This is a genomic window from Pedobacter nanyangensis (genome assembly GCF_003313505.1).
Classification (GTDB): Bacteria; Bacteroidota; Bacteroidia; order Sphingobacteriales; family Sphingobacteriaceae; genus Pedobacter; species Pedobacter nanyangensis.
The window spans coordinates 40,459-59,975 of sequence record NZ_QMHO01000005.1 but is presented as its reverse complement, the minus strand read 5'-3'; the positions used below and the strand labels follow the sequence as shown (position 1 = coordinate 59,975).

The 19,517-nt window shown below is 40.3% G+C and carries 17 protein-coding genes and 1 riboswitch; of the genes, 8 read left to right on the top strand and 9 right to left on the bottom strand.

The window, feature by feature from the left end; genetic code table 11:
- Positions 1 to 145: 145 nt before the first annotated feature.
- Genes DUT71_RS10385 through DUT71_RS10375 form a run of 3 tightly spaced genes read right to left on the bottom strand, consistent with a single transcriptional unit; the run spans position 146 to position 1,781 of the window.
- On the bottom strand, positions 146 to 691 hold the full coding sequence (locus DUT71_RS10385; protein WP_113662471.1) for a hypothetical protein: 546 nt from the start codon (positions 689 to 691) through the stop codon (positions 146 to 148).
- Between the two features lie 10 nt (positions 692 to 701).
- Positions 702 to 989, bottom strand: coding sequence for a putative quinol monooxygenase (locus tag DUT71_RS10380; RefSeq protein WP_113662470.1), 288 nt, complete (start codon positions 987 to 989; stop codon positions 702 to 704).
- Between the two features lie 12 nt (positions 990 to 1,001).
- Positions 1,002 to 1,781: an SAM hydrolase/SAM-dependent halogenase family protein gene (locus DUT71_RS10375; protein WP_113662469.1), complete on the bottom strand. Its 780-nt coding sequence runs from the start codon at positions 1,779 to 1,781 to the stop codon at positions 1,002 to 1,004.
- Positions 1,782 to 1,884: 103 nt separating this feature from the next.
- On the opposite strand from DUT71_RS10375, the gene DUT71_RS10370 reads away from it, so the two are divergent.
- From DUT71_RS10370 to DUT71_RS10355, 4 genes are all read left to right on the top strand, one after another.
- Positions 1,885 to 2,847 carry a PhoH family protein gene (locus DUT71_RS10370; protein WP_113662468.1) on the top strand — a complete coding sequence of 321 codons (963 nt, stop codon included), beginning with the start codon at positions 1,885 to 1,887 and terminating at the stop codon, positions 2,845 to 2,847.
- Positions 2,848 to 3,009: 162 nt separating this feature from the next.
- Complete coding sequence (locus DUT71_RS10365) at positions 3,010 to 3,963, top strand: phosphoribosylaminoimidazolesuccinocarboxamide synthase (protein WP_113662467.1); 954 nt, start codon at positions 3,010 to 3,012, stop codon at positions 3,961 to 3,963.
- Between the two features lie 93 nt (positions 3,964 to 4,056).
- Positions 4,057 to 4,443 (top strand): STAS domain-containing protein, encoded by a 387-nt coding sequence (locus tag DUT71_RS10360; protein ID WP_113662466.1) that lies wholly within the window; start codon positions 4,057 to 4,059, stop codon positions 4,441 to 4,443.
- A gap of 8 nt (positions 4,444 to 4,451) precedes the next feature.
- Positions 4,452 to 5,363 carry a ribonuclease Z gene (locus tag DUT71_RS10355; RefSeq protein ID WP_113662465.1) on the top strand — a complete coding sequence of 304 codons (912 nt, stop codon included), beginning with the start codon at positions 4,452 to 4,454 and terminating at the stop codon, positions 5,361 to 5,363.
- Positions 5,364 to 5,615: 252 nt separating this feature from the next.
- Here the strand turns inward: DUT71_RS10355 and DUT71_RS10350 are convergent, their stop codons facing one another.
- The 3 genes from DUT71_RS10350 to DUT71_RS10340 form a co-directional block, all read right to left on the bottom strand.
- Positions 5,616 to 6,569: an MlaD family protein gene (locus DUT71_RS10350; RefSeq protein WP_113662464.1), complete on the bottom strand. Its 954-nt coding sequence runs from the start codon at positions 6,567 to 6,569 to the stop codon at positions 5,616 to 5,618.
- 85 nt (positions 6,570 to 6,654) lie between these two features.
- Complete coding sequence (locus DUT71_RS10345) at positions 6,655 to 7,431, bottom strand: N-acetylmuramoyl-L-alanine amidase family protein (RefSeq protein WP_113662463.1); 777 nt, start codon at positions 7,429 to 7,431, stop codon at positions 6,655 to 6,657.
- A 30-nt stretch (positions 7,432 to 7,461) separates the two neighbouring features.
- Positions 7,462 to 8,337 carry an N-acetylmuramoyl-L-alanine amidase family protein gene (locus DUT71_RS10340; protein WP_113662462.1) on the bottom strand — a complete coding sequence of 292 codons (876 nt, stop codon included), beginning with the start codon at positions 8,335 to 8,337 and terminating at the stop codon, positions 7,462 to 7,464.
- 56 nt (positions 8,338 to 8,393) lie between these two features.
- Between DUT71_RS10340 and DUT71_RS10335 the strand changes: the two genes are divergently transcribed.
- The 3 genes from DUT71_RS10335 (at position 8,394) to DUT71_RS10325 (ending at position 13,836) form a co-directional block, all read left to right on the top strand.
- Positions 8,394 to 11,111, top strand: a complete 2,718-nt coding sequence (locus DUT71_RS10335) for a putative LPS assembly protein LptD (RefSeq protein WP_113662701.1) — start codon at positions 8,394 to 8,396, stop codon at positions 11,109 to 11,111.
- Between the two features lie 81 nt (positions 11,112 to 11,192).
- Complete coding sequence (locus DUT71_RS10330; protein WP_113662461.1) at positions 11,193 to 12,449, top strand: competence/damage-inducible protein A; 1,257 nt, start codon at positions 11,193 to 11,195, stop codon at positions 12,447 to 12,449.
- 46 nt (positions 12,450 to 12,495) lie between these two features.
- Positions 12,496 to 13,836: a dihydrolipoamide acetyltransferase family protein gene (locus DUT71_RS10325; RefSeq protein ID WP_113662460.1), complete on the top strand. Its 1,341-nt coding sequence runs from the start codon at positions 12,496 to 12,498 to the stop codon at positions 13,834 to 13,836.
- 437 nt (positions 13,837 to 14,273) lie between these two features.
- On the opposite strand, the gene DUT71_RS10320 is transcribed toward DUT71_RS10325, so the two are convergent.
- The 3 genes from DUT71_RS10320 to DUT71_RS10310 form a co-directional block, all read right to left on the bottom strand.
- On the bottom strand, positions 14,274 to 15,515 hold the full coding sequence (locus DUT71_RS10320) for a homoserine dehydrogenase (RefSeq protein ID WP_113662459.1): 1,242 nt from the start codon (positions 15,513 to 15,515) through the stop codon (positions 14,274 to 14,276).
- A 138-nt stretch (positions 15,516 to 15,653) separates the two neighbouring features.
- On the bottom strand, positions 15,654 to 16,712 hold the full coding sequence (locus tag DUT71_RS10315; protein ID WP_113662458.1) for a homoserine O-acetyltransferase family protein: 1,059 nt from the start codon (positions 16,710 to 16,712) through the stop codon (positions 15,654 to 15,656).
- A 30-nt stretch (positions 16,713 to 16,742) separates the two neighbouring features.
- Positions 16,743 to 18,050 (bottom strand): O-acetylhomoserine aminocarboxypropyltransferase/cysteine synthase family protein, encoded by a 1,308-nt coding sequence (locus DUT71_RS10310; protein WP_113662457.1) that lies wholly within the window; start codon positions 18,048 to 18,050, stop codon positions 16,743 to 16,745.
- 275 nt (positions 18,051 to 18,325) lie between these two features.
- Positions 18,326 to 18,436, bottom strand: a riboswitch (SAM riboswitch).
- Positions 18,437 to 18,662: 226 nt separating this feature from the next.
- On the opposite strand from DUT71_RS10310, the gene epsC reads away from it, so the two are divergent.
- On the top strand, positions 18,663 to 19,472 hold the full coding sequence (epsC, locus tag DUT71_RS10305; RefSeq protein WP_113662456.1) for a serine O-acetyltransferase EpsC: 810 nt from the start codon (positions 18,663 to 18,665) through the stop codon (positions 19,470 to 19,472).
- Positions 19,473 to 19,517: the final 45 nt, after the last annotated feature.

Sequence of the window (19,517 nt, the reverse complement as noted above, 5' to 3'; positions counted from 1 at the left end):
TTCCATGGAATTTGTCAAAGCCCAATATCTAAAACCCAGCACAGCCTTTTGAAAGGTGCTCAGCCTCATTGGGTCTTTTTGGTAATAAGATGGAAGCACCAGTTTGTTCAATTTAACCAGTGCCTTAAAAAACGCTCTTTTCATGTCATAAAACTTTAATGCCACTTTGAGGCTCCTTTGACCTCATCAGTTTGTTTTTTCTGTAAATGATCAAACACAATACGATCGATATCACAACAAAAAGGCCCAGAAAAAGTTGCAGATAATTCATGTTTTTACTGATTTTCTGGTTGTATTCCAGCAATTCATCATTCTTTACCTGCAAATCCCTAATGGTTTTCTTGTAGCTGTCAATACGCACTTGGCTATGGTCTACGTTCGATTTTACTTCCTGGAATTGTAAGTCTTTATAATCCAACAGCACCTTTAGTTCAGTGAATATATTATTGTCGTTGATGGCAATTTGCCTTAAAATCTCATTGGAATTTTTGATATCCCTTTTGGTTTGGAAACCAAAAATTCCTGTGCGGGCATTCAAACTTTCCTCATACTGGCCAAAGCGAGCACTTCGTTCGGCCAGCAAGGTGTTAATTTTATTACGTTGCAGTTCATAAGCAGAACTGTCCTGCGCAAAAGCTACGCCCGTAAAAGTTCCAATAAAGAGCGTAAAAAAAATGGCTTTTCTAATCATAGTTAAAACTTTACATCGTATCTAACAAACTCCATGCCTCAGCTTTTTTTACAAAGTGAGGCTTAACTTGTGCCCATGTATGTTTGAACAAATCAGATTGCCTATAGTTTTCAAGCGCATCGGCATTTTGCCATTTGCTGATGGTGAAAAACACATTCTTGTCGGTTTCGTGCTGTAGCAAATCTACTCCCACACAACCTTCAAAGCTGGAAATTTTGGTGTTAACCTGCGTAAATAGCCATTTGAAGTTTTCAACGAATGATTCAGAAAACTCCAATTTAACAAGTCTGGTGATCATAAAAAGATTGGTTTAAGGATGGAATTCGACCCGCACAATATCATTGAGGTGCAGGCCCAGCAGCCCACTTGCCTTACCTTTGTTGATGGCAATTTCCAAATGGTTGCTGATCCCAAATAGGCACAGTTTTTCGCCTTCTGGAACTTCGTTATAGTGCCAACTCAACTGGGTAATGGTTTCGCTTTTCCGGAAATATAGCGTAAAATCTCTATTGCGTTGTACCTTGGTAAACAGATCTTTGGTAATGTTGGTAATCACATTGCTGAACCTGTCTATAAAAATTACACTGCCCCTGATAATGTCACGTTCAATAACCGGATGTAGCAACATCCTTTGTTCAATATCATCAGCAGCAATGCCAATTTCTTTTAGCTTTCCGCCCTTTGCCAAATGCACTGCAGCTTTCACCAAGATATCCACTAACGGGAAATGCAAAAATTTCAAATCCTGCATAATGTTCAGTTCCACCAGTTCATCAGGTTTTTCCTCAAAAAGTAGCGAGAAAATACCATTATCGGCACCTACAAAATAATGGTCTTTATAGCGCAGGGCGATATACTTCGTGTTTTCGTTAAATACCGAATCGATACCAATTAGGTGAACCGTATTTTTTGGGAAATAGATATAGGCATTTTTAAGCACAAAAGCCGCATAGGAAATATTGAAAGCCGGTACTTCGTGGGTAATGTCTATAATATTAACGCTTGGGAAGATATTCAGGATACTGCCTTTAAGCGCAGCCTGATAAAAATCCTTCGAACCCAAATCTGTCGTTAATGTGATTATAGCCATTAAAAATTAAATATTTATGCTTATTCTTGCGTATAGGCAAATTGCCTACAAATATTCAATTTTTAAATCGAATTACACAGGGCGCAACTAAAAAAACAATATTTTGAGCGAAATAAAATTGATACTGGAAACTACCGATCAGATACAATTCTGGGGGGCTAATAATGAACACTACGAGCAAATAAAAGCGGCTTTTCCAAAGCTGAAGATTGTAGCTAGGGGCAATGAGGTGAAAGCTTTAGGCGACGAAGCTGAACTTAAGCTGTTTGAACAAAAGATCAACGCCCTGGTGGCTCATTTGGATAAATTTGGCACTTTAACGAGCAACGATGTAGATGGAATATTAGGAGCCAAAAAAAATACCGAAAACACTACGGAAACCTCAAGCAGTACTCCTGTAAGCAGTGGCGAGGTAATTGTATATGGCAATCATGGCCTAATGGTGAAAGCCCGTACGGCCAACCAGCGCAAAATGGTGGATAGCATTAATAAAAACGATGTGCTATTTGCTATTGGTCCGGCAGGAACAGGTAAAACCTACACCGCTGTAGCGCTAGCGGTAAGAGCACTGAAAAATAAGGAAATTAAGCGTATCATTTTAACCAGGCCCGCAGTGGAGGCAGGGGAGAGCTTAGGCTTTTTGCCCGGCGACCTGAAAGAAAAAGTAGATCCTTATTTACGCCCTTTATACGATGCTTTGGATGACATGATCCCGCCAGAAAAATTGAAGATATACTTGGAAAACAGAACCATCGAAGTAGCTCCTTTGGCTTTTATGCGTGGCCGTACATTGGATAACTGCTTTGTGATTTTAGATGAAGCACAAAACTCTACAGATTTACAGCTGAAAATGTTCCTGACCCGTATGGGCCCAACCGCTAAGTTTATCGTTACCGGCGATGTTACCCAAATTGACCTCCCTAAAAAAGCTCAATCAGGATTACAAAATGCCCTGCGCATACTTGGAGATATTAAAGGGATAGATATTATTTACCTGAGCGGCGAAGATGTAGTGCGCCATAAATTGGTAAAACAAATCCTGAAAGCTTACGGAGATATTCAGTAGGGATAGTTGTTCATGGCTGGTGGATAACCGCTAGCAGTAGCATATTTTTGAAATGGGTCCGAAGATGAATTTTTTAATGCTGTCTTCGGACTTTATATTTTAGCGCCAGTTAGCTTTCCAACTTTCGGACTTTCCCGACTTTTTTACTATTTTTATGCCCTCATGAAAGCAGTAAAAGAAACCCAATTTACTTTCCCAAAACAAAGTAGTTTTTATAAAGGCAAAGTACGCGATGTATATACCATTGATAACCAATTACTGGCTATGGTAGTTACCGATAGAATTTCGGCATTTGACGTAGTTTTGCCCGAAGCAATTCCATACAAAGGCCAGGTGCTGAACCAAATTGCTGCTAAATTTTTGTCGGCAACTAAAGATATCGTTCCTAATTGGGTTTTGGCTGCGCCAGATGAAATGGTGACTATTGGCCGCATTTGCGAACCCTTTAAGGTAGAAATGGTGATTAGAGGATACTTGGCCGGCCACGCCGCACGCGAATACGCATTAGGTAAGCGCCAAGTTTGTGGTGTTGCTTTGTCCGAAGGGTTAAAGGAAAACGATCAACTTCCAGAGCCCATCATCACGCCAACCACCAAAGCCGCTGTAGGCCACGATGAGGATATTTCCAGAGAAGATATTTTGGCCAAAGGCATCGTCTCTTTGGCAGATTATGAGAAATTGGAAAAATATACGCGTGCCTTATACCAAAGGGGCGTTGAAATGGCCGCTGAAAGAGGCCTGATTTTGGTGGATACTAAATATGAATTTGGTAAAGTTGGAGACGATATTTATTTGATCGATGAAATCCATACACCAGATTCGTCCCGCTACTTTTATGCCGAAGGTTATGCCGAAAGACAGGCTAACAATGAAGCCCAAAAACAGCTGTCTAAAGAGTTTGTGCGTAAGTGGTTAATAGAGAACGGCTTTCAGGGTAAAGATGGGCAAATAGTACCAACTATGACCGAAGAAATTGTAGAATCCATTTCAGAACGCTATATTGAACTTTATGAGCAAATCACTGGAGAAAAATTTGTAAAAAGCCCTTCTTCAGATATTTTAAATAGAATAGAAGCAAATACCAAAGCGGCTATCGAGAAATTATTGAACCTATAGATTTAGGGTAATAAGTGCTACGATGCAAGTTTTAGGCTTGGCTTCTAAACAACTAACCAACCGAAAAACCAAACCATCAAAAAACAAAAAAATATGAAATTTAGTGTAGATAAGCACGAGAAATATGTAGTGTTGAAATTAGAGGAGCCGAAATTCACTAATGACAATACCCCCGCTTTAAAATCGGAATTTGTTCTTCTAAATACAGAGGGCTACCACAATATTGTATTGGATTTATCAGCCGTTAAAGAATGTAATGATGCGCAGGATTTAAGCGCCCTATTAGCCGGTGATAGGCTTTGCAAAGCTGCCGATGGCCTTTTTATTGTATGTGGGGTTAATAAAAATATTGCACAAATTATTCAAATGTCAAACCTTCATCAGTCTGTTACGTTTGTTAATAAGCTAGACGAAGCAACCGATCTCATTTTTATGGAAGAGATCGAAAAAGAGCTTCGCGGCGGAGTAGACAAAGGGTAAATTTATTGATGAAATTTGAAGTAACGATCTTAGGGAGCAGTTCGGCCACACCAATTTACAACCGAAATCCAACAGCGCAATTACTAAATTGCAACGAACGTTTTTATTTGATTGATTGCGGTGAGGGTACTCAGCAACAGTTGATACGCTATGGTTTCAAAGCTTCTAAAATTGATTTTATTTTTATTAGCCATTTACACGGCGACCACTTTTTTGGTTTGGTAGGACTATTGTCTAGCCTGCATTTAAATGGCCGCACAAAGCCACTGCATTTATTTGCTCCCGCTCCCTTAAAGGAAATTTTAGACTTGCAGTTTCTCCATTCTGATACACATTTGCGCTATCAGATCAATTTCTATGCTATAGATCCTTCTAAACCCGAAGTGATATTTAGAAATAATGATATCGTTGTGGAAACAATTATACTGAACCATCGTATCCCTTGCACAGGTTTTAAGTTTACCGAAAAGAAACGCTTAAGGAAGCTAATTGTTGAGAAATTGGAACAGGATGCCGTTCCTGTAGAATATTACACCATGCTGAAACGCAGTTTGGATGTTGATTTGCCAAACGGTAGAAAAATAAACTATTTGGATTACACCGTAGACTCTGCCACCCCTAAAGTATATTGCTACTGCTCGGATACAATGTACGACGAGCGCTATTTTGAGCAGATTAAAGGTGCCGATACACTTTACCACGAAGCTACTTTTATGCATGATATGCTGGAACGTGCTTTGGAAACCCATCACACTACCGCACAACAAGCAGCCGAAATTGCCCAAAAGGTAGGTGCCAAAAAATTATTGATTGGCCATTTTTCTTCAAGATATAAAACATTGGAAGGTTTGCTGGAGGAGGCACAGGCTGGTTTCGAAAACACAGTGCTGGCTACAGAAGGTAGGACTTTTGAAATATAGGGAAATGATCTGATCCATCATCGTTTGGAGCAGAGCCGAAAACCAAAGCTCAACGAAACTAAATCTGGCAATATGCGAAAAGTAAGACTTACGAAATTTTAAAAACTTGGTAGGTCTGCAACAAATCTATACTTTGTAATGCCTTGGTCTTTCGCCTTGAAGTAAAACGGCATACCGATAAGGTGATTAGGCATAAAAAAAGCGAAGAATTATAAAAATTCTTCGCCTGTTGTATAGAGGTTCTGATTTGTGCTATTTATCTTTCTTGTTTCCGCCACCAAATATCGAGAAATGTACGTAACGCTTAGGATTGGCTTTTAGGTCAATCATCAGAGCGTCTAAATTTTTAGAAGCATTGGTCAGGTTGTCGTACATCTGCCTGTCATTTAGCAAAGCACCCAAGGTACCTTTACCATTTTTCATATCGTTGATCATGCCCTGCAAATCGGCCATTGCCCTGTTGGCATTATTTACGGTCTGCTCAAAATTCAAGGCCGCTACCTTGTCGGTCATGGTATTTAGATTTTTCATTACCGCATCAATTCTAGCTCCGTTGTTTTTAAAGTTTGCGGTAATAGCTTCCACATTTGATAAGATAGAAGAAAGCTTAGAACTTTCTGAACCTACCAAAGCGTCAACTTTTTTAGAGGTAGATTCTAAAGAGCTTAAAGTACCCGCAATACTTGTAAAACTACGATCGATGTTTTTCTGAAGGTTGGGATTTAAGATAGTATTGATACTAGAAAGGATCGAATCCATTTTGGTAATAATGAGCTCGGCTTTCTTTTGTACCGGTTGGAAAGTTTCCATCAAGCCCTTTTCTACATTAGTTTGTAAAAAATCGCCATCCTGTGCATAGTTTTTATCGTTGCCAAGCGTTAAAACAATGGCTTTACTGCCCAAAAGATCGGTGCCTTCTAAACGAGCGATGGTGTTTTTGGGGATTTCATATTTTCCATTGATTTTTAAGGTAGCCTGGATCGTGGCATCTGTTTGTAGTTCCAATGCGGCTACACGTCCAATCTGATAACCATTGATCAATACGGGTTTTGATACGGTTAAACCATCTACATGTGAATATTTGGCATAAAGAATGGTCTCGCTAGAAAATATGCTGTTTCCTTTTAAAAAGTTGTAGCCTATAATAAGCAGGGCAATGGCAAATGCCGCTAAAATGCCTACTTTGGTTTCGTTCTTTATTTTCATTGATGTTGTAGCGATTTTTAGTGGTAGTAAAACAATGCTTTGGCATTTGCCTGCACCGGCAGTGTTTCACTTGTTTTTGGTTTATTTAGTTCTCTACTTCTTTTTTATATTGTTTAACAGCATTTACAATGGCGGTTACTATTTCTGCCTGTCCTTCTTCAGAGTTGATGTATTTTTCTTCCTCAGGATTAGAGATAAAGCCAATTTCAGTTAATACCGACGGCATTGCAGCCCTTTGTAAAATCAGTAATCCTTGCTCTTTAACACCTCTGTTCACTCTTTTGTTTACTTCGGTATAATTTTTTTGGATATAACTAGCCAAAGCTAAGCTTTTTGAACGGTAAAGTGATTTATAAAGTGATAATAAGATGACTTCCTCTGGGTCGGTGGGATCGTAGGCACCCTGCTTTTTGTAGTTCTTGTCCTTCATGATCTCCTCGTTTTCCTTTAGCCCGGCATCCATTTCATTGATACGGCGGTAAGCTCCCACAAAAGTTTCCGTACCTTTTGTATAGTTGTTGCCCTTTGGCATAGAGTTACAGTGGATGGAAATGAATAGGTCGGCCTTAGCATCGTTGGCAATTTCGGCTCTGCGGTACCAATCTACATCTACATCGGTTTTGCGGGTTTGTATAATCTTGATATGAGGGAGTTCTTCCTGAAGTTTGGCACCCAATTTTAACGCCACTTTTAGGGCCACATCTTTTTCCCACGAAAAAGAGCCTTTAGCTCCTGGTTTAACGCCACCGTGACCAGCATCAATTACAATGGTCTTTATTTTATATCCTTGGGCATTTGCATTAAAAAATGAGAAAATGAACAGTAAAGAAAATAGGAATAAAAAGACTTTTTTTGCTTGCATTTAGTTGTGTTTTCTGCAAAAGTACAAAATTTAAATTTCTACGCTAGATTTATAGGCTTGAATGGCTTTTAATAGGCAATTGGCGATCTCTGCCTGTCCAGCTTCAGAGTTCATGTAATCTTCTTCATTTGGGTTGGAAATAAATCCAATTTCCGTAAGTACCGCGGGCATGCCCGCTCTGGCTAAAACCGCCAAGCTTTTTTCTTGTACGCCTCTATTGATTCGTCCAACGGCCACATATTGGTCTTGAATATATTTGGCAAATTTTAAACTTTGTGTTCTAAAGGTGTTTTTCATTAAAGATAGGATAATGGCACTTTCAGGATCATTGGTATCAAAACCTTCATAGTTTTCCTTATAGTTTTCCTCCAAAAATATTGCGGCATTTTCCCTTTTAATAGCCTCATCCTGTTCATCTATCCTGCCACTGCCCGATACAAATGTTTCTGTACCTCTTGTAGAAGTACTTTTTGAATATCGGGTTTTATAAATAGGGACTTTTTTGCCTTTTTTGCGGGTATAGCCACTAATGTAGCGTTGGGGGTAAACCGGCATATCGTTACAATGGATAGAGATAAAAAGATCTGCTTTTACTTCATTTGCCAAACCTATTCGTTCGTAAAGTGGGATAAAAACGTCTTCCGTGCGGGTATAAACCACCTTAACGTCTTTCAGGTTCTCTTCAATGAGCTTGCCTAAACGCAAAGCCGTTTTAAGGGCCACATCTTTTTCTGTAGAATAGTTGCCTCTGGTTGAGCCATCTTTCCCGCCGTGGCCCGCATCTAATACAATTGTTTTAATTTTATATTGTTGCGCAAATAATTGATTATCAATATTTAATAATGATAAAATCGAAAATAGTAGGATCAATATTCCTTTTGCGCTGTTCAATGGTATATTTTTCATTAATTTTGAACGTTTTGTGGTAAAGATTATTGCAAAATAAACATTCGGGCACAAATTTGAAACTTTTACAGACACTCATTTTCTCATTTTTTTTAGTGTTGTTGGCCATATCGGCTGATACTAAAGTTTTTGCATCAACATCTACGTTTTTATTTCAAACTAAACCTCAGCAGATCGATACGTCAAAAAGAGACACTACCAAAAAGGTGATGCGAAAAAGTAGTCTTGATTCGAAGCTGGAATATTATGCAAAGGACTCGGCCGTGGTAGATCGAGATAACGAAATTCAATATCTGTACGGGGGCGCTCGTGTAAAATATGAAGGGTTGGAATTAGATGCAGATTTTATTCGCTTTGATAATAAAAGCAAGATTGTTTTTGCTAGGGGAAGTACCAATGATAAGGGAAAATATTATGGCCGTCCGATATTTAAAACAGAAGGCCAAGGTTCATCCATGGCCGATTCATTGACATACAACCTTAATGTTAAAAATGGGGTAGTGCATGGGGTTTTTACGGAACAGGAAGGCGGATTTTTTTCCGGAGGGAAAACAAAAATGCAGCCCGACAACGAGTTTCATGTTCATGGCACCACCTATAGTACCTGTAACCTCCCTCATCCGCATTTTGGTATTTTTATTACCAAAGGTATTGCAACCGAAAAACACATCATTACCGGCCCCGTTTACATGAAGTTTGAGGATATACCCATGCCATTGGGCTTGCCTTTTGCTTTTTTCCCTAAGCCAAATAAAAAAGCATCCGGATTTATTTTGCCAACCCCCGGAGAAGATGCCACCAAAGGTTTTTCTTTATTGGGTGGTGGTTATTATATGGCCTTTAACGATTATATGGATGCTCGTTTGATCTCAAACGTTTACACTAATGGCTCTTACGATCTTAATTTAGTATCCAATTATACCAAACGCTACAAGTACACCGGAAATATCAATTTAACCTACTCCAGCACCCGTAATGGTTTGGAGGGAACGCCAGAATACACCCCGGTAAAAACCGTTATGATTGGCTGGACCCACAGCCAGGCCGCAAATGCGAAACCAGGTACAACTTTTAGTGCTTCGGTAAACGCGGGTTCTAGTAGGCATAACGCCGTAACTGCGGGTAATGGTACTTATGATCCCAACAGGTTTCTACAAAACAACATGAGCTCCAGTATCGCTTACGGAAAGGTTTTTGGCAATGGGTTATTCAACTTTACTTCGGCCTTAACCCATAATCAACAAACACAGGGAGAAACAAGCAATATTAGTTTAACCTTGCCAGATGTGAGCCTAAATATGTCTACCATCAGTCCGTTTGATTCTAAAAAAAGGGTTGGCGAGGCTAAGTGGTATCAAAAGCTTACCGTAGGCTATAGCATGACGGCCTACAACAGGGTAAGCACTACCGAAGACGTTCTGTTTTCAAAAAGCGGTTTAAATAGTTTTACCAATAGTGTTTCGCACAACATTCCCATTAGTTTACCATTTACATTGTTTAAATATCTGAACTTTTCATCGAGCATGAACTATAGCGAAAAGTGGGATTTTAAAACCTTGGAAAATAGATATATCCGCACTGCTACGGGAACAGGCTATGAAATTCGTCAGGATACGATCAACGGTTTTAAAAGAGGGGCGCAATACAGCTTAAGCACTTCCATGACAACCAAAATTTACGGAATTAAGCAGTTCAGCGGCAACGGTAGTATTAGGGCTATGCGCCACGTGATGACACCTAGCATTGGCTTTAGTTATGCCCCGGGCTTTGCTGACAAAAAATATGGCTATTATAAAGTGGCCGAGTTTTACACGGACGATATCCGACCTGGAAAGAGCGAAAATACAAAAGAAGTGGTAAAGGACGAATTTGGAAATCCCCTTTTATACTCCGTTTTTATGAATGGCGGGCCACCGCAATATCGAAGTGGGAGCATTAACTTTGCCATGGACAACAACGTGGAACTGAAAGTAAGAAACCGTAAAGATACCACAGGTACAGGTGAACGTAAATTGGCTATTTTGCAGGGACTTTCCTTCAATGCCAGTTACGATCTTTTTAGGGCGAATAAAAAAATGTCCAATATTGGCTTCAGCGGCCGTTCGCAATTCACTGAAAAGCTCGGGATCAACTTTAATGGTTCATTTAGCCCATATGTTGTGGGTTTGGTGCCTTACACTTCGGGAACAGGAAGCAATGCTATTACAACCTACTCATACCAGGAAATTGACCGATACGTGTGGAAAGACGGCAAACTTCCACGCTTAACCAACTTTAGTTTTTCTTTTGATTACAGTTTAAACCCCGAAGCTTTCAAAAAGCGGAATGAAAATTTAGACAAGCTCAATAATCAAACTGCACCGGCAACCAGAACGCAGGAGCAGATAGATGCGCTAAATGCGGTGAGTAGGGACCCCAATGCCTTTGTTGATTTTAACATTCCTTGGAATTTTTCATTTGCCTATAGTTTTAATTATAGCAATCCGCTGGGTAGGCCCGAAAGTAGGAACGTGACCAATACCCTAAACTTTAGCGGCGATTTTAACCTTACGCCAAAGTGGAAAATCCAATATACTTCGGGTTACGATTTTAAGGCCAAGAATTTGTCCCAAACCTCATTTTCTATTTATAGAGATTTGCACTGCTGGGACCTGAGCGCAAGCTGGATTCCTTTTGGTGCCTATCAAAGTTATTCCATTGATATCAGGGTGCGAGCTTCGGTATTACAGGATTTGAAGCTAAGCAAGCGCAAAGGATTCTGGACAAGATATTAGGAGTAGCGCAGTACAGGGAACAACAGGAAATGAAAGTTGCTGTTTAATTATTCAAAATTCAGTCATTTACTCATTTGAAATATGTTAGCAGAAATTATAACCATAGGCGATGAAATTCTCATCGGTCAAATTGTAGATACCAATTCGGCATGGATGGCCGCAGAGCTGAACAAAATTGGAGTAACCGTAAAGCAAATTACTTCTATTTCTGATGAAGCGGAACATATTGTTAAGGCTTTGGACCAAGCGCAAAATCGTGCCGATATTATTTTGATTACAGGCGGCCTAGGACCTACCAAGGACGACGTGACCAAGCTAACGCTCGCAAAGTATTTCCATATGCCTTTACGCCTTGATGAAGATACGCTTGCACATGTAAAAGACTTTTTTGTAAAGCTCAATAGGCCAATGATTGAGGCCAATATAAAACAGGCCGAAGTGCCCAACGGCTGTACCGTAATCAAGAACAAAAATGGTACTGCTCCTTGTATGTGGTTTGAGCACCAGGAAAAAATTATTGTTTCAATGCCTGGCGTACCTTTCGAAATGAAATATCTGATGGCAGATGAAATCATTCCCCGTATCAAGGAGCGATTTAAGATGCCGTTTATTTTTCACCAGAGTATTTTAACGGCCGGCTTGGGCGAATCGTTTTTGGCCGAACAAATTTCGGATATTGAACACGCCTTGCCCCATTACATCAAGTTAGCTTATTTGCCTAAGCTAGGTCAAGTGAGGTTAAGGCTGAGCGCATCAGGCGCCAACCAAGCGCAGATACTTACGGATGTTGCATTTTACACGAAACAAATTGTTGAACGGCTTGGAAAATATGTGGTGCTTACCGAAGACCTGCCCTTTGAAAAAGCCGTCCTCGATTTGATGGACAAGCATCATTTGACCCTTTCACTAGCCGAGAGCTGTACCGGAGGGTATGTTTCCCATTTATTTACGCAACATCCAGGTTCTTCTTCGGTTTTTCAAGGTGGAGCGGTAACTTATTCAAACGATTTAAAGCAATTGGTGTTGGGTGTAAGTGGAGCTACTTTAGCCGCCTTTGGAGCAGTAAGTGAACAAACCGCTAAAGAAATGGCCCAGGGCGCAGTAAAGAACTTTAAGACTGATTATGCGGTGGCTATTACTGGAATAGCAGGACCTGACGGTGGTACGCCGGAAAAACCAGTAGGTACCGTTTGGATTGCCGTTGCCAGTAAAACTGAAGTAAAAACTAAAATGTTTAAATTCGCCAGCCAGCGCTTCCAAAATATTGAACGCTCAGCAATGGCAGCTTTAATGATGCTGTTTTTACAGTTGAAACAAGATTTGAATGTAAAGCATTAAAAAACGTATTTTTGGCGCAAACCAAATTACATAAACTTATAAAAATATGGCCCGATACGAATTGTTATTACCGAAAATGGGTGAAAGTGTCGCCGAAGCAACCATAATTAAATGGACTAAGCAACCTGGCGACCATATCAATTTAGATGACACCATTTTAGAAATTGCTACTGATAAGGTTGACTCTGAAGTACCTTCTCCGGTGGAAGGAAAATTGGTAGAGCACTTTTTTAAAGTAGATGACGTGGTGCAAGTTGGTGCTGTGATTGCGATCATAGAAACAGAAGGTGCCAATGCAGGATCAGAAAAAGTAGAAACAGCACAGTCCGAACCAGAACTAAAAGTTGCTGCTGAAACTACCATTCCTGGTATTAGCCAATTGCCTACTGAAAGTCAACCAGTTGCTGCCAATATTGATTTTAAAGCATCTGATAGGTTCTATTCTCCTTTGGTGAAGAATATTGCCAAAGAGGAGGGAGTTTCATTGGAAGAATTAGATACCATTAAAGGTTCTGGTGCTGATGGGCGTTTGACCAAAGAAGACCTTCTGAATTACATCAAAGCCAAAAAAGGTGGTGCTACCACAACAGTTGAAACCATTGTTTCAGTAAAGGAAGCTCCTGTTCAAGAAGAAAAAATAGCAAAACCTGCTCCAACAGCTGCAAGCGTAAGTGGTGGCGACGAAATTATAGAAATGGACAGGATGCGCAAGCTTATTTCCGATCATATGGTGATGAGTAAGCATACTTCGCCGCACGTTACTTCATTTGTGGAGGCTGATGTGACCAATTTGGTGTTGTGGCGCAATAAAGTGAAAAAGATTTTCGAACAACGCGAAAACGAGAAAATTACTTTCACTCCAATTTTTGTGGAAGCCGTGGCTAGAGCAATCAAAGATTTTCCAATGATCAATGTGTCTGTAAATGGTACACAGATTATCAAGAAAAAAGATATTAATATTGGTATGGCTGCAGCTTTACCTTCGGGTAATTTAATTGTTCCCGTAATTAAAAATGCTGATCAATTGAACTTGGTAGGTTTAACCAAAGCGGTAAATGATTTGGCCAATAGAGCTCGTGCTTCGAAGCTAAAACCAGACGAAACGCAAAATGGTACTTTTACCTTAACTAACGTTGGCTCATTTGGCAATGTAATGGGTACGCCAATCATTAACCAACCGCAGGTGGCTATTTTGGCCGTGGGAGCCATTAAAAAGAAGCCCGCTGTTTTGGAAACGGAACATGGCGATGTGATTGCGATCAGGCACATGATGTTCCTATCTTTATCCTATGACCATAGGGTGGTAGATGGTGCGCTGGGCGGATCATTCGTTCGCCGTGTAGCTGATTATTTAGAGAATTGGGACATCAACAGAGAAGTGTCTTAAACGGGTATTGACCATTATACAAAAAGCTCCGCAGGGTAAACTTGCGGAGCTTTTTGTTTTTTATTTGGTAGTTACGCTCATCATTGCGTCATTTCGACCGTAGTGGAGAAATCTTTGGCTATATTTAGTGGATTGTCTAAAGATTTCTCCACTCGTTTCACTGCGGTCGAAATGACGCACAGGTTTTATTGTATTTGCATGGCGGTTAATGCACTACAATAAGTTAAATAGACTGGATGGAAGTGAAAACCCCACAGCCAAGTGTAACGCAGGCGAGGAGTTGTAACGAACAGCCAGACTTTCGGGAAATAGGAGCAGTGTTACTGCTCTTCAAAAAAAGAGATTCAAGCTAAGGGAAAAAAAACAAATGCCCTAAAAAGTAAAAGCCCAGACATCCATCTGGGCGTTTTACCATCAAAACAAAACAATATAAAAATTTAATTCACAAGTATTTCTTCTTCGGCAATAGCTTTAATGTCTTGCTCGCTGTAGGTGATTCTTCCGGTTTGAGCAATAAAAACGTCTTTTTTTACAAGTAAATCTTTGTTTTCCAGTAGGCTTTTTAGGCTTACGTTGCCGATCACATATTTATAGTCGTGACGGGAAAAGCGCTCAGAGATGTTCTCAACCTGGAGTTTTTCTACGGTGTACTCGTGTTGGTAGCGCAGGTAAACCTCTAAGCTTACTTTATCGGTATGTATTAAGCCATTTTTTTGGTGGTATTTTTTGTACTCGTAGCGATAGTCGTAACGCAAGGCAGCAATGTCCGAAAGTACGGCCGCACCTGTTGGATGACCTCCAGCACCTTTGCCAAAGAAGAACTGCTTGTCGGCAAATGCCGCTTGTACGGTAACGCCGTTGTACTCATTCTCTACGTTGTAAAGGAAGTCGTCACTTTTTACAAACTTTGGCAATACGAAGGTAATGACCTGTTTGGTGCTGATTTTTCTGGTGGTAGGTACCAATTTGATCTTGTAGTTCTTCTCTTTTGCGTACTGGATATCGGCATCGGCCAGGTTTTGGATACCGATGTTCAATATCTTATCAGGATTGATGAAAAGCCCGTAAGCGTGTGCGGTAGCAATGGTCAGCTTAAACTTAGGATCGTAACCGCCCACGTCTAAAATAGGGTTGGTTTCTGCAAAGCCTAAATCCTGTGCTTCTTTCAAAGCCGCATCATAGCTTGCCCCTTCGTTAAATATTTTAGAAAGAATGTAGTTTGACGAGCCGTTGAAGATACCGCTAATGCCGTGCAACAACTCATTGTCGTAATATTCTTCTAAGTTTCTGATGATTGGAATACTGCCACATACCGCCCCTTCGTAAAGTAGCGAAGTACCGTGCTCTTCTTGTAGGTGTACCAACTCTTCTAAGTGGTTTGCAATCATTTTTTTATTGGCAGATACTACATGCTTTCCACTGCTAAGTGCTTTTTTGGTGATTTGATAGGCCGCATCGGCATCGTCAATCAGTTCTACAATGGTATTGATTTCTGGATTGTCCAGTATTTCATCGTGCGAAGTGGTGAACAAATGCGCATCTAAAGTCCTTTTCTTTTCAGGGTTTTTGATGGCTATTTTTACGATTTCCAAGTTTAGGTTTTGCGACTTGATGATGTCATGTAGACCTTGTCCAACCACACCAAATCCAAATAATCCTATTTTAAGTTTTTTGCTCATGTTTTATTGATGATTAAAATGATGAAGGGATTTCACCGATTTTATTTTTTCTTGTTTTTAATTAGTGTTGTGATAGGCGTATAGCGTATCGAGATGTATTGCTCAACGCTCTTCGCTCAACGCTCTTCACGCTCTTCGCTAGGCGATGTGTTGTAGTTTAATTATTTTTTTGTTTTTACGCTCCTTTAAAAAATGTCCAATAATGTTGGTCAACTTATCGGTTTCTATTAAAAATCCGTCGTGGCCATAAGCACATTTAATGCTGCTGAACTGAGCATCAGCAATGTGTTGAGCCAAAAACTGTTGCTCGGTAATAGGGAAGAGGATGTCGTTTTCGATACCTACCACCAAAGTATTTGCTTTTACCAACTTAAGGGCATCTACAATGCTTTTTCTGCCACGGCCCACATTGTGGCTATCCATCGCTTTGCTCAAATACCAGTAACTGTAGGCGTTAAAGCGCTTGCAAAGTTTTTCTCCCTGATAGTTTTGATAGGAGGAAGCCCTGAAATCACCCACTTTATCGTTCACACTTTCCAATTGAGTTTCGTTGTAGGCCTCGTAAGTTCTGTACGATAATAAGGCAATGCTTCTGGCAGTTTTCAAACCCTTTAAACCTCCATCGGGCTTGTTGGCAAAGAATGTCCTGTCGGTAGCAATGGCCAAGCGCTGACTTTCGTTAAAGGCAATTCCCCACGGAGAATGTGCCGCATTGGTCGCTACCAAAATCAGATTCTCGATTTCGGTTTTTCCTAAAATAGACCATTCCAAAGCTTGTTGGCCACCTAATGAGCCACCAATTAAGGTTTTTACCTGTTTGATGCCCAAATGGTCGGCCAGTAATTGATGTATGGCGGCCAAGTCTCTGATGGTGAACTCAGGGAAAGCCAAGTAATAAGGCTGTCCTGTGGTTGGATTAATGCTCAAGGGGTTGGTCGTACCATAATTAGAGCCCAAAATATTTGCGCATACAATAAAATGCTCCTCTGGGTTAAATAAATCTTTGGCCCCAAAAAGGCCCTTCCACCAATCTAAAACATCAGCATTGGCTGTTAAAGCATGGCACGCCCAAATCACGTTGTCCTTATTGGCGTTTAGCGTACCGTAGGTTTGGTAGGCAATTTCCAAATTGCGAAGCTTTTTTCCACTTTCGAGCTTGAATATCTTGGGGTATTTATAGGTTAACGAATTACTCATTGTTGGGTTGTTGTGGTTGTGTTGTGGTTGTTAGTTCAAGGAAGCAAGAGCGTTTAAAGCCTGTTCAAAATCAGCCTTAATATCGTCGATGTGTTCAATACCTACCGAAACTCTTAACAGGTTTGGTGTAACTCCAGCAGCTAATTGCTCGGCATCGCTTAATTGTTGGTGGGTGGTTGCAGAGGGCTGGATAATCAGCGTTTTTGCATCGCCCACGTTGGCCAAATGGCTTACCAGTTTTAAGTTGTCAACTACTTTGGTGGCATTTTCTTTCACGCCTTTTACCTCAAAGCTCAGTACGGCACCAAAGCCATTGGATAAATATTTTTTTGCATTAGCATGATAAGGGCTGCTTTCCAAACCAGGGTAATTTACCTTGGTAACCGCTGGATGGCTTTCTAACCATTTTGCTAATGCCAGTGCATTTTCTACGTGGCGTTGAACCCTTAGTGATAGGGTTTCCAGACCTTGCAATAACAAGAATGAGTTGAAAGGCGATTGCGATGGGCCAAAATCTCTTAACCCTTCAACACGGGCTCTAATGATAAACTGTATATTGCCAAATGGACCGTTTTGTCCAAAAACGTCATTGAACACCAGGCCATGATAGCCTTCAGATGGTTCGGTAAATTGAGTGAATTTGCCATTGCCCCAATTGTAGTTACCGCCGTCAACAATTACCCCACCAATGCTGGTGCCGTGTCCGCCAATCCACTTGGTAGCCGATTCAACCACTACATTGGCCCCATGTTCCAAAGGTTTGAACAGGTAACCAGCAGCACCAAAGGTATTGTCTACAATTAAAGGAAGGTCGTGTTTTTTGGCAATGGCCGCAATCTGGTCAAAATCAATGATGCTGAATGACGGGTTGCCAATGGTTTCTACATAAATGGCTTTGGTATTTTCGTCAATTTTAGCTTCAAAATCTGAGACATTATCCGCATCGGCAAATTTTACGGTAATGCCTAAACGTTTAAAAGCTACCTTGAATTGGTTGTATGAACCGCCGTATAAGTGGTTAGACGAAATAAAGTTATCGCCTGCCTGTAAAATGTTATTTAGGGCGATGAATTGTGCTGCTTGTCCTGATGCTACGGCAAGTGCTGCTACACCACCTTCCAATGCGGCAATGCGTTTTTCAAAAACATCGGTAGTAGGGTTCATGATACGGGTGTAGATGTTCCCAAACTCTTTTAAGGCAAAAAGATTAGCGCCATGTTCCGAGTTTTTAAACCCATAAGAAGTGGTTTGGTATAAAGGTACTGCCCTTGAACCAGTTGCGGGGTCTATTTCTTGTCCTGCGTGTATTTGTAGTGTTTCGAATTTATGTGATGACATGTTGTTTTACGATTTTGAATGATGAATAAATGGGGCTTGTTAGCAGAAAGTGGCCTGCTGCATATACTGATGTGCGTACCCTAATTTCTTAGGGCCTTCCGAGTTGTTAAAGAATTACAAAATGGAAGATTTTATGATTGGTACATGCCATGGCACATACAAATCGATGGCATGTTACAATAATTGCCAATAATGGTATTACAAAACATGTTTTTGCCGACCTGCTCGGATACTAAGTTGCTTACTGGGATAGAATTAATTAGTTTCATCTTATTAATTTATATCTCCAAAATGCACCATGCATTTTGGTCAGGAATTGGCACCTTCTCTTTTTGAGGGTTGCCAGTGGGTCATTGAGCCAGTCTCTCGCCACTTCTTTATAAATCAATAACCTAACAGGTGATTGACTTTTATTTGGTGCTCCAAATAATGTTTCAAATGTAGGGTGTTTTTTCTTTTTATGCAAAATAAAATTTTGAAAAATATTTATAGTTTTGACTTTCAGTACATTATTTGCGTATGTTTTTTATTTTGGCAGTTGTTTGACAGTAGAAAACTTGAATGTGATACAAAGTATAGTAACTTTGTGGACTTACTATATATTTCTGAATTTTGAATACTGAATTTCTAAATAGCATTATACAACGCCAAAATCAACAACAGGTAGTGCCCTCTAATCAGACCATTGCCAATTGGGCACAATCATTGTTGAATTTGATTTTTCCGGAGCGGGGCGCATCCACTAACTATAATCAGGAGGTGCTGAAAGGTATTTTCTTTGAATTGAAGGAAGAACTGCAACTGATTTTAAAATCAACAAAAGCTTGTAATAAAAATCAGTACAAGGAAATATCAGATGCTTTTTTTGAGGTATTGCCAGAAGTATATAGAAAGTTGAACACCGATTTAATTTCTATTGTGGAAGGTGATCCCGCGGCAAAAAGCGAGTTTGAGATCATTAGGTGCTATCCAGGTTTTTTTGCCATTGCCATGTATCGCTTTGCGCATGAACTGCATTTGTTGGATGTGCCGCATATCCCACGTATCATTACAGAATATGCGCATACCACCACGGGAATAGATATTCATCCAGCAGCTCAAATTGGCGAGTACCTGTACATTGACCATGGTACTGGTTTGGTGATTGGAGAAACTACCGTGATCGGAAATCATGTGAAATTATACCAGGGTGTAACTCTGGGCGCATTAAGTGTAGATAAAACAAAGGCTAATTTTAAAAGACATCCTACGATCGGAAACCATGTGATCATTTACTCGGGAGCAACTATTTTGGGTGGCGAAACTATCATTGGCGACCATAGTGTGATTGGCGGTAACGTTTGGCTAACGAAAAGTGTGCCCGAAGGGTCGACAGTATACCACCAGGCGGAAGTTAAAATTAAGGAAAGTAAAAAAGAATAATCACTTACTGCTCGTCAACCTGAACTCGTTTCAGGGGCTGTTTAG

Coding starts and splice junctions, on each gene's coding strand:
- DUT71_RS10385 (WP_113662471.1), bottom strand. CDS start 691: ATGATTAGAAAAGCCATTTTTTTTACGCTCTTTATTGGAACTTTTACG.
- DUT71_RS10380 (WP_113662470.1), bottom strand. CDS start 989: ATGATCACCAGACTTGTTAAATTGGAGTTTTCTGAATCATTCGTTGAA.
- DUT71_RS10375 (WP_113662469.1), bottom strand. CDS start 1,781: ATGGCTATAATCACATTAACGACAGATTTGGGTTCGAAGGATTTTTAT.
- DUT71_RS10365 (WP_113662467.1), top strand. CDS start 3,010: ATGAAAGCAGTAAAAGAAACCCAATTTACTTTCCCAAAACAAAGTAGT.
- DUT71_RS10360 (WP_113662466.1), top strand. CDS start 4,057: ATGAAATTTAGTGTAGATAAGCACGAGAAATATGTAGTGTTGAAATTA.
- DUT71_RS10355 (WP_113662465.1), top strand. CDS start 4,452: ATGAAATTTGAAGTAACGATCTTAGGGAGCAGTTCGGCCACACCAATT.
- DUT71_RS10350 (WP_113662464.1), bottom strand. CDS start 6,569: ATGAAAATAAAGAACGAAACCAAAGTAGGCATTTTAGCGGCATTTGCC.
- DUT71_RS10345 (WP_113662463.1), bottom strand. CDS start 7,431: ATGCAAGCAAAAAAAGTCTTTTTATTCCTATTTTCTTTACTGTTCATT.
- DUT71_RS10340 (WP_113662462.1), bottom strand. CDS start 8,337: ATGAAAAATATACCATTGAACAGCGCAAAAGGAATATTGATCCTACTA.
- DUT71_RS10330 (WP_113662461.1), top strand. CDS start 11,193: ATGTTAGCAGAAATTATAACCATAGGCGATGAAATTCTCATCGGTCAA.
- DUT71_RS10325 (WP_113662460.1), top strand. CDS start 12,496: ATGGCCCGATACGAATTGTTATTACCGAAAATGGGTGAAAGTGTCGCC.
- DUT71_RS10320 (WP_113662459.1), bottom strand. CDS start 15,515: ATGAGCAAAAAACTTAAAATAGGATTATTTGGATTTGGTGTGGTTGGA.
- DUT71_RS10315 (WP_113662458.1), bottom strand. CDS start 16,712: ATGAGTAATTCGTTAACCTATAAATACCCCAAGATATTCAAGCTCGAA.
- DUT71_RS10310 (WP_113662457.1), bottom strand. CDS start 18,050: ATGTCATCACATAAATTCGAAACACTACAAATACACGCAGGACAAGAA.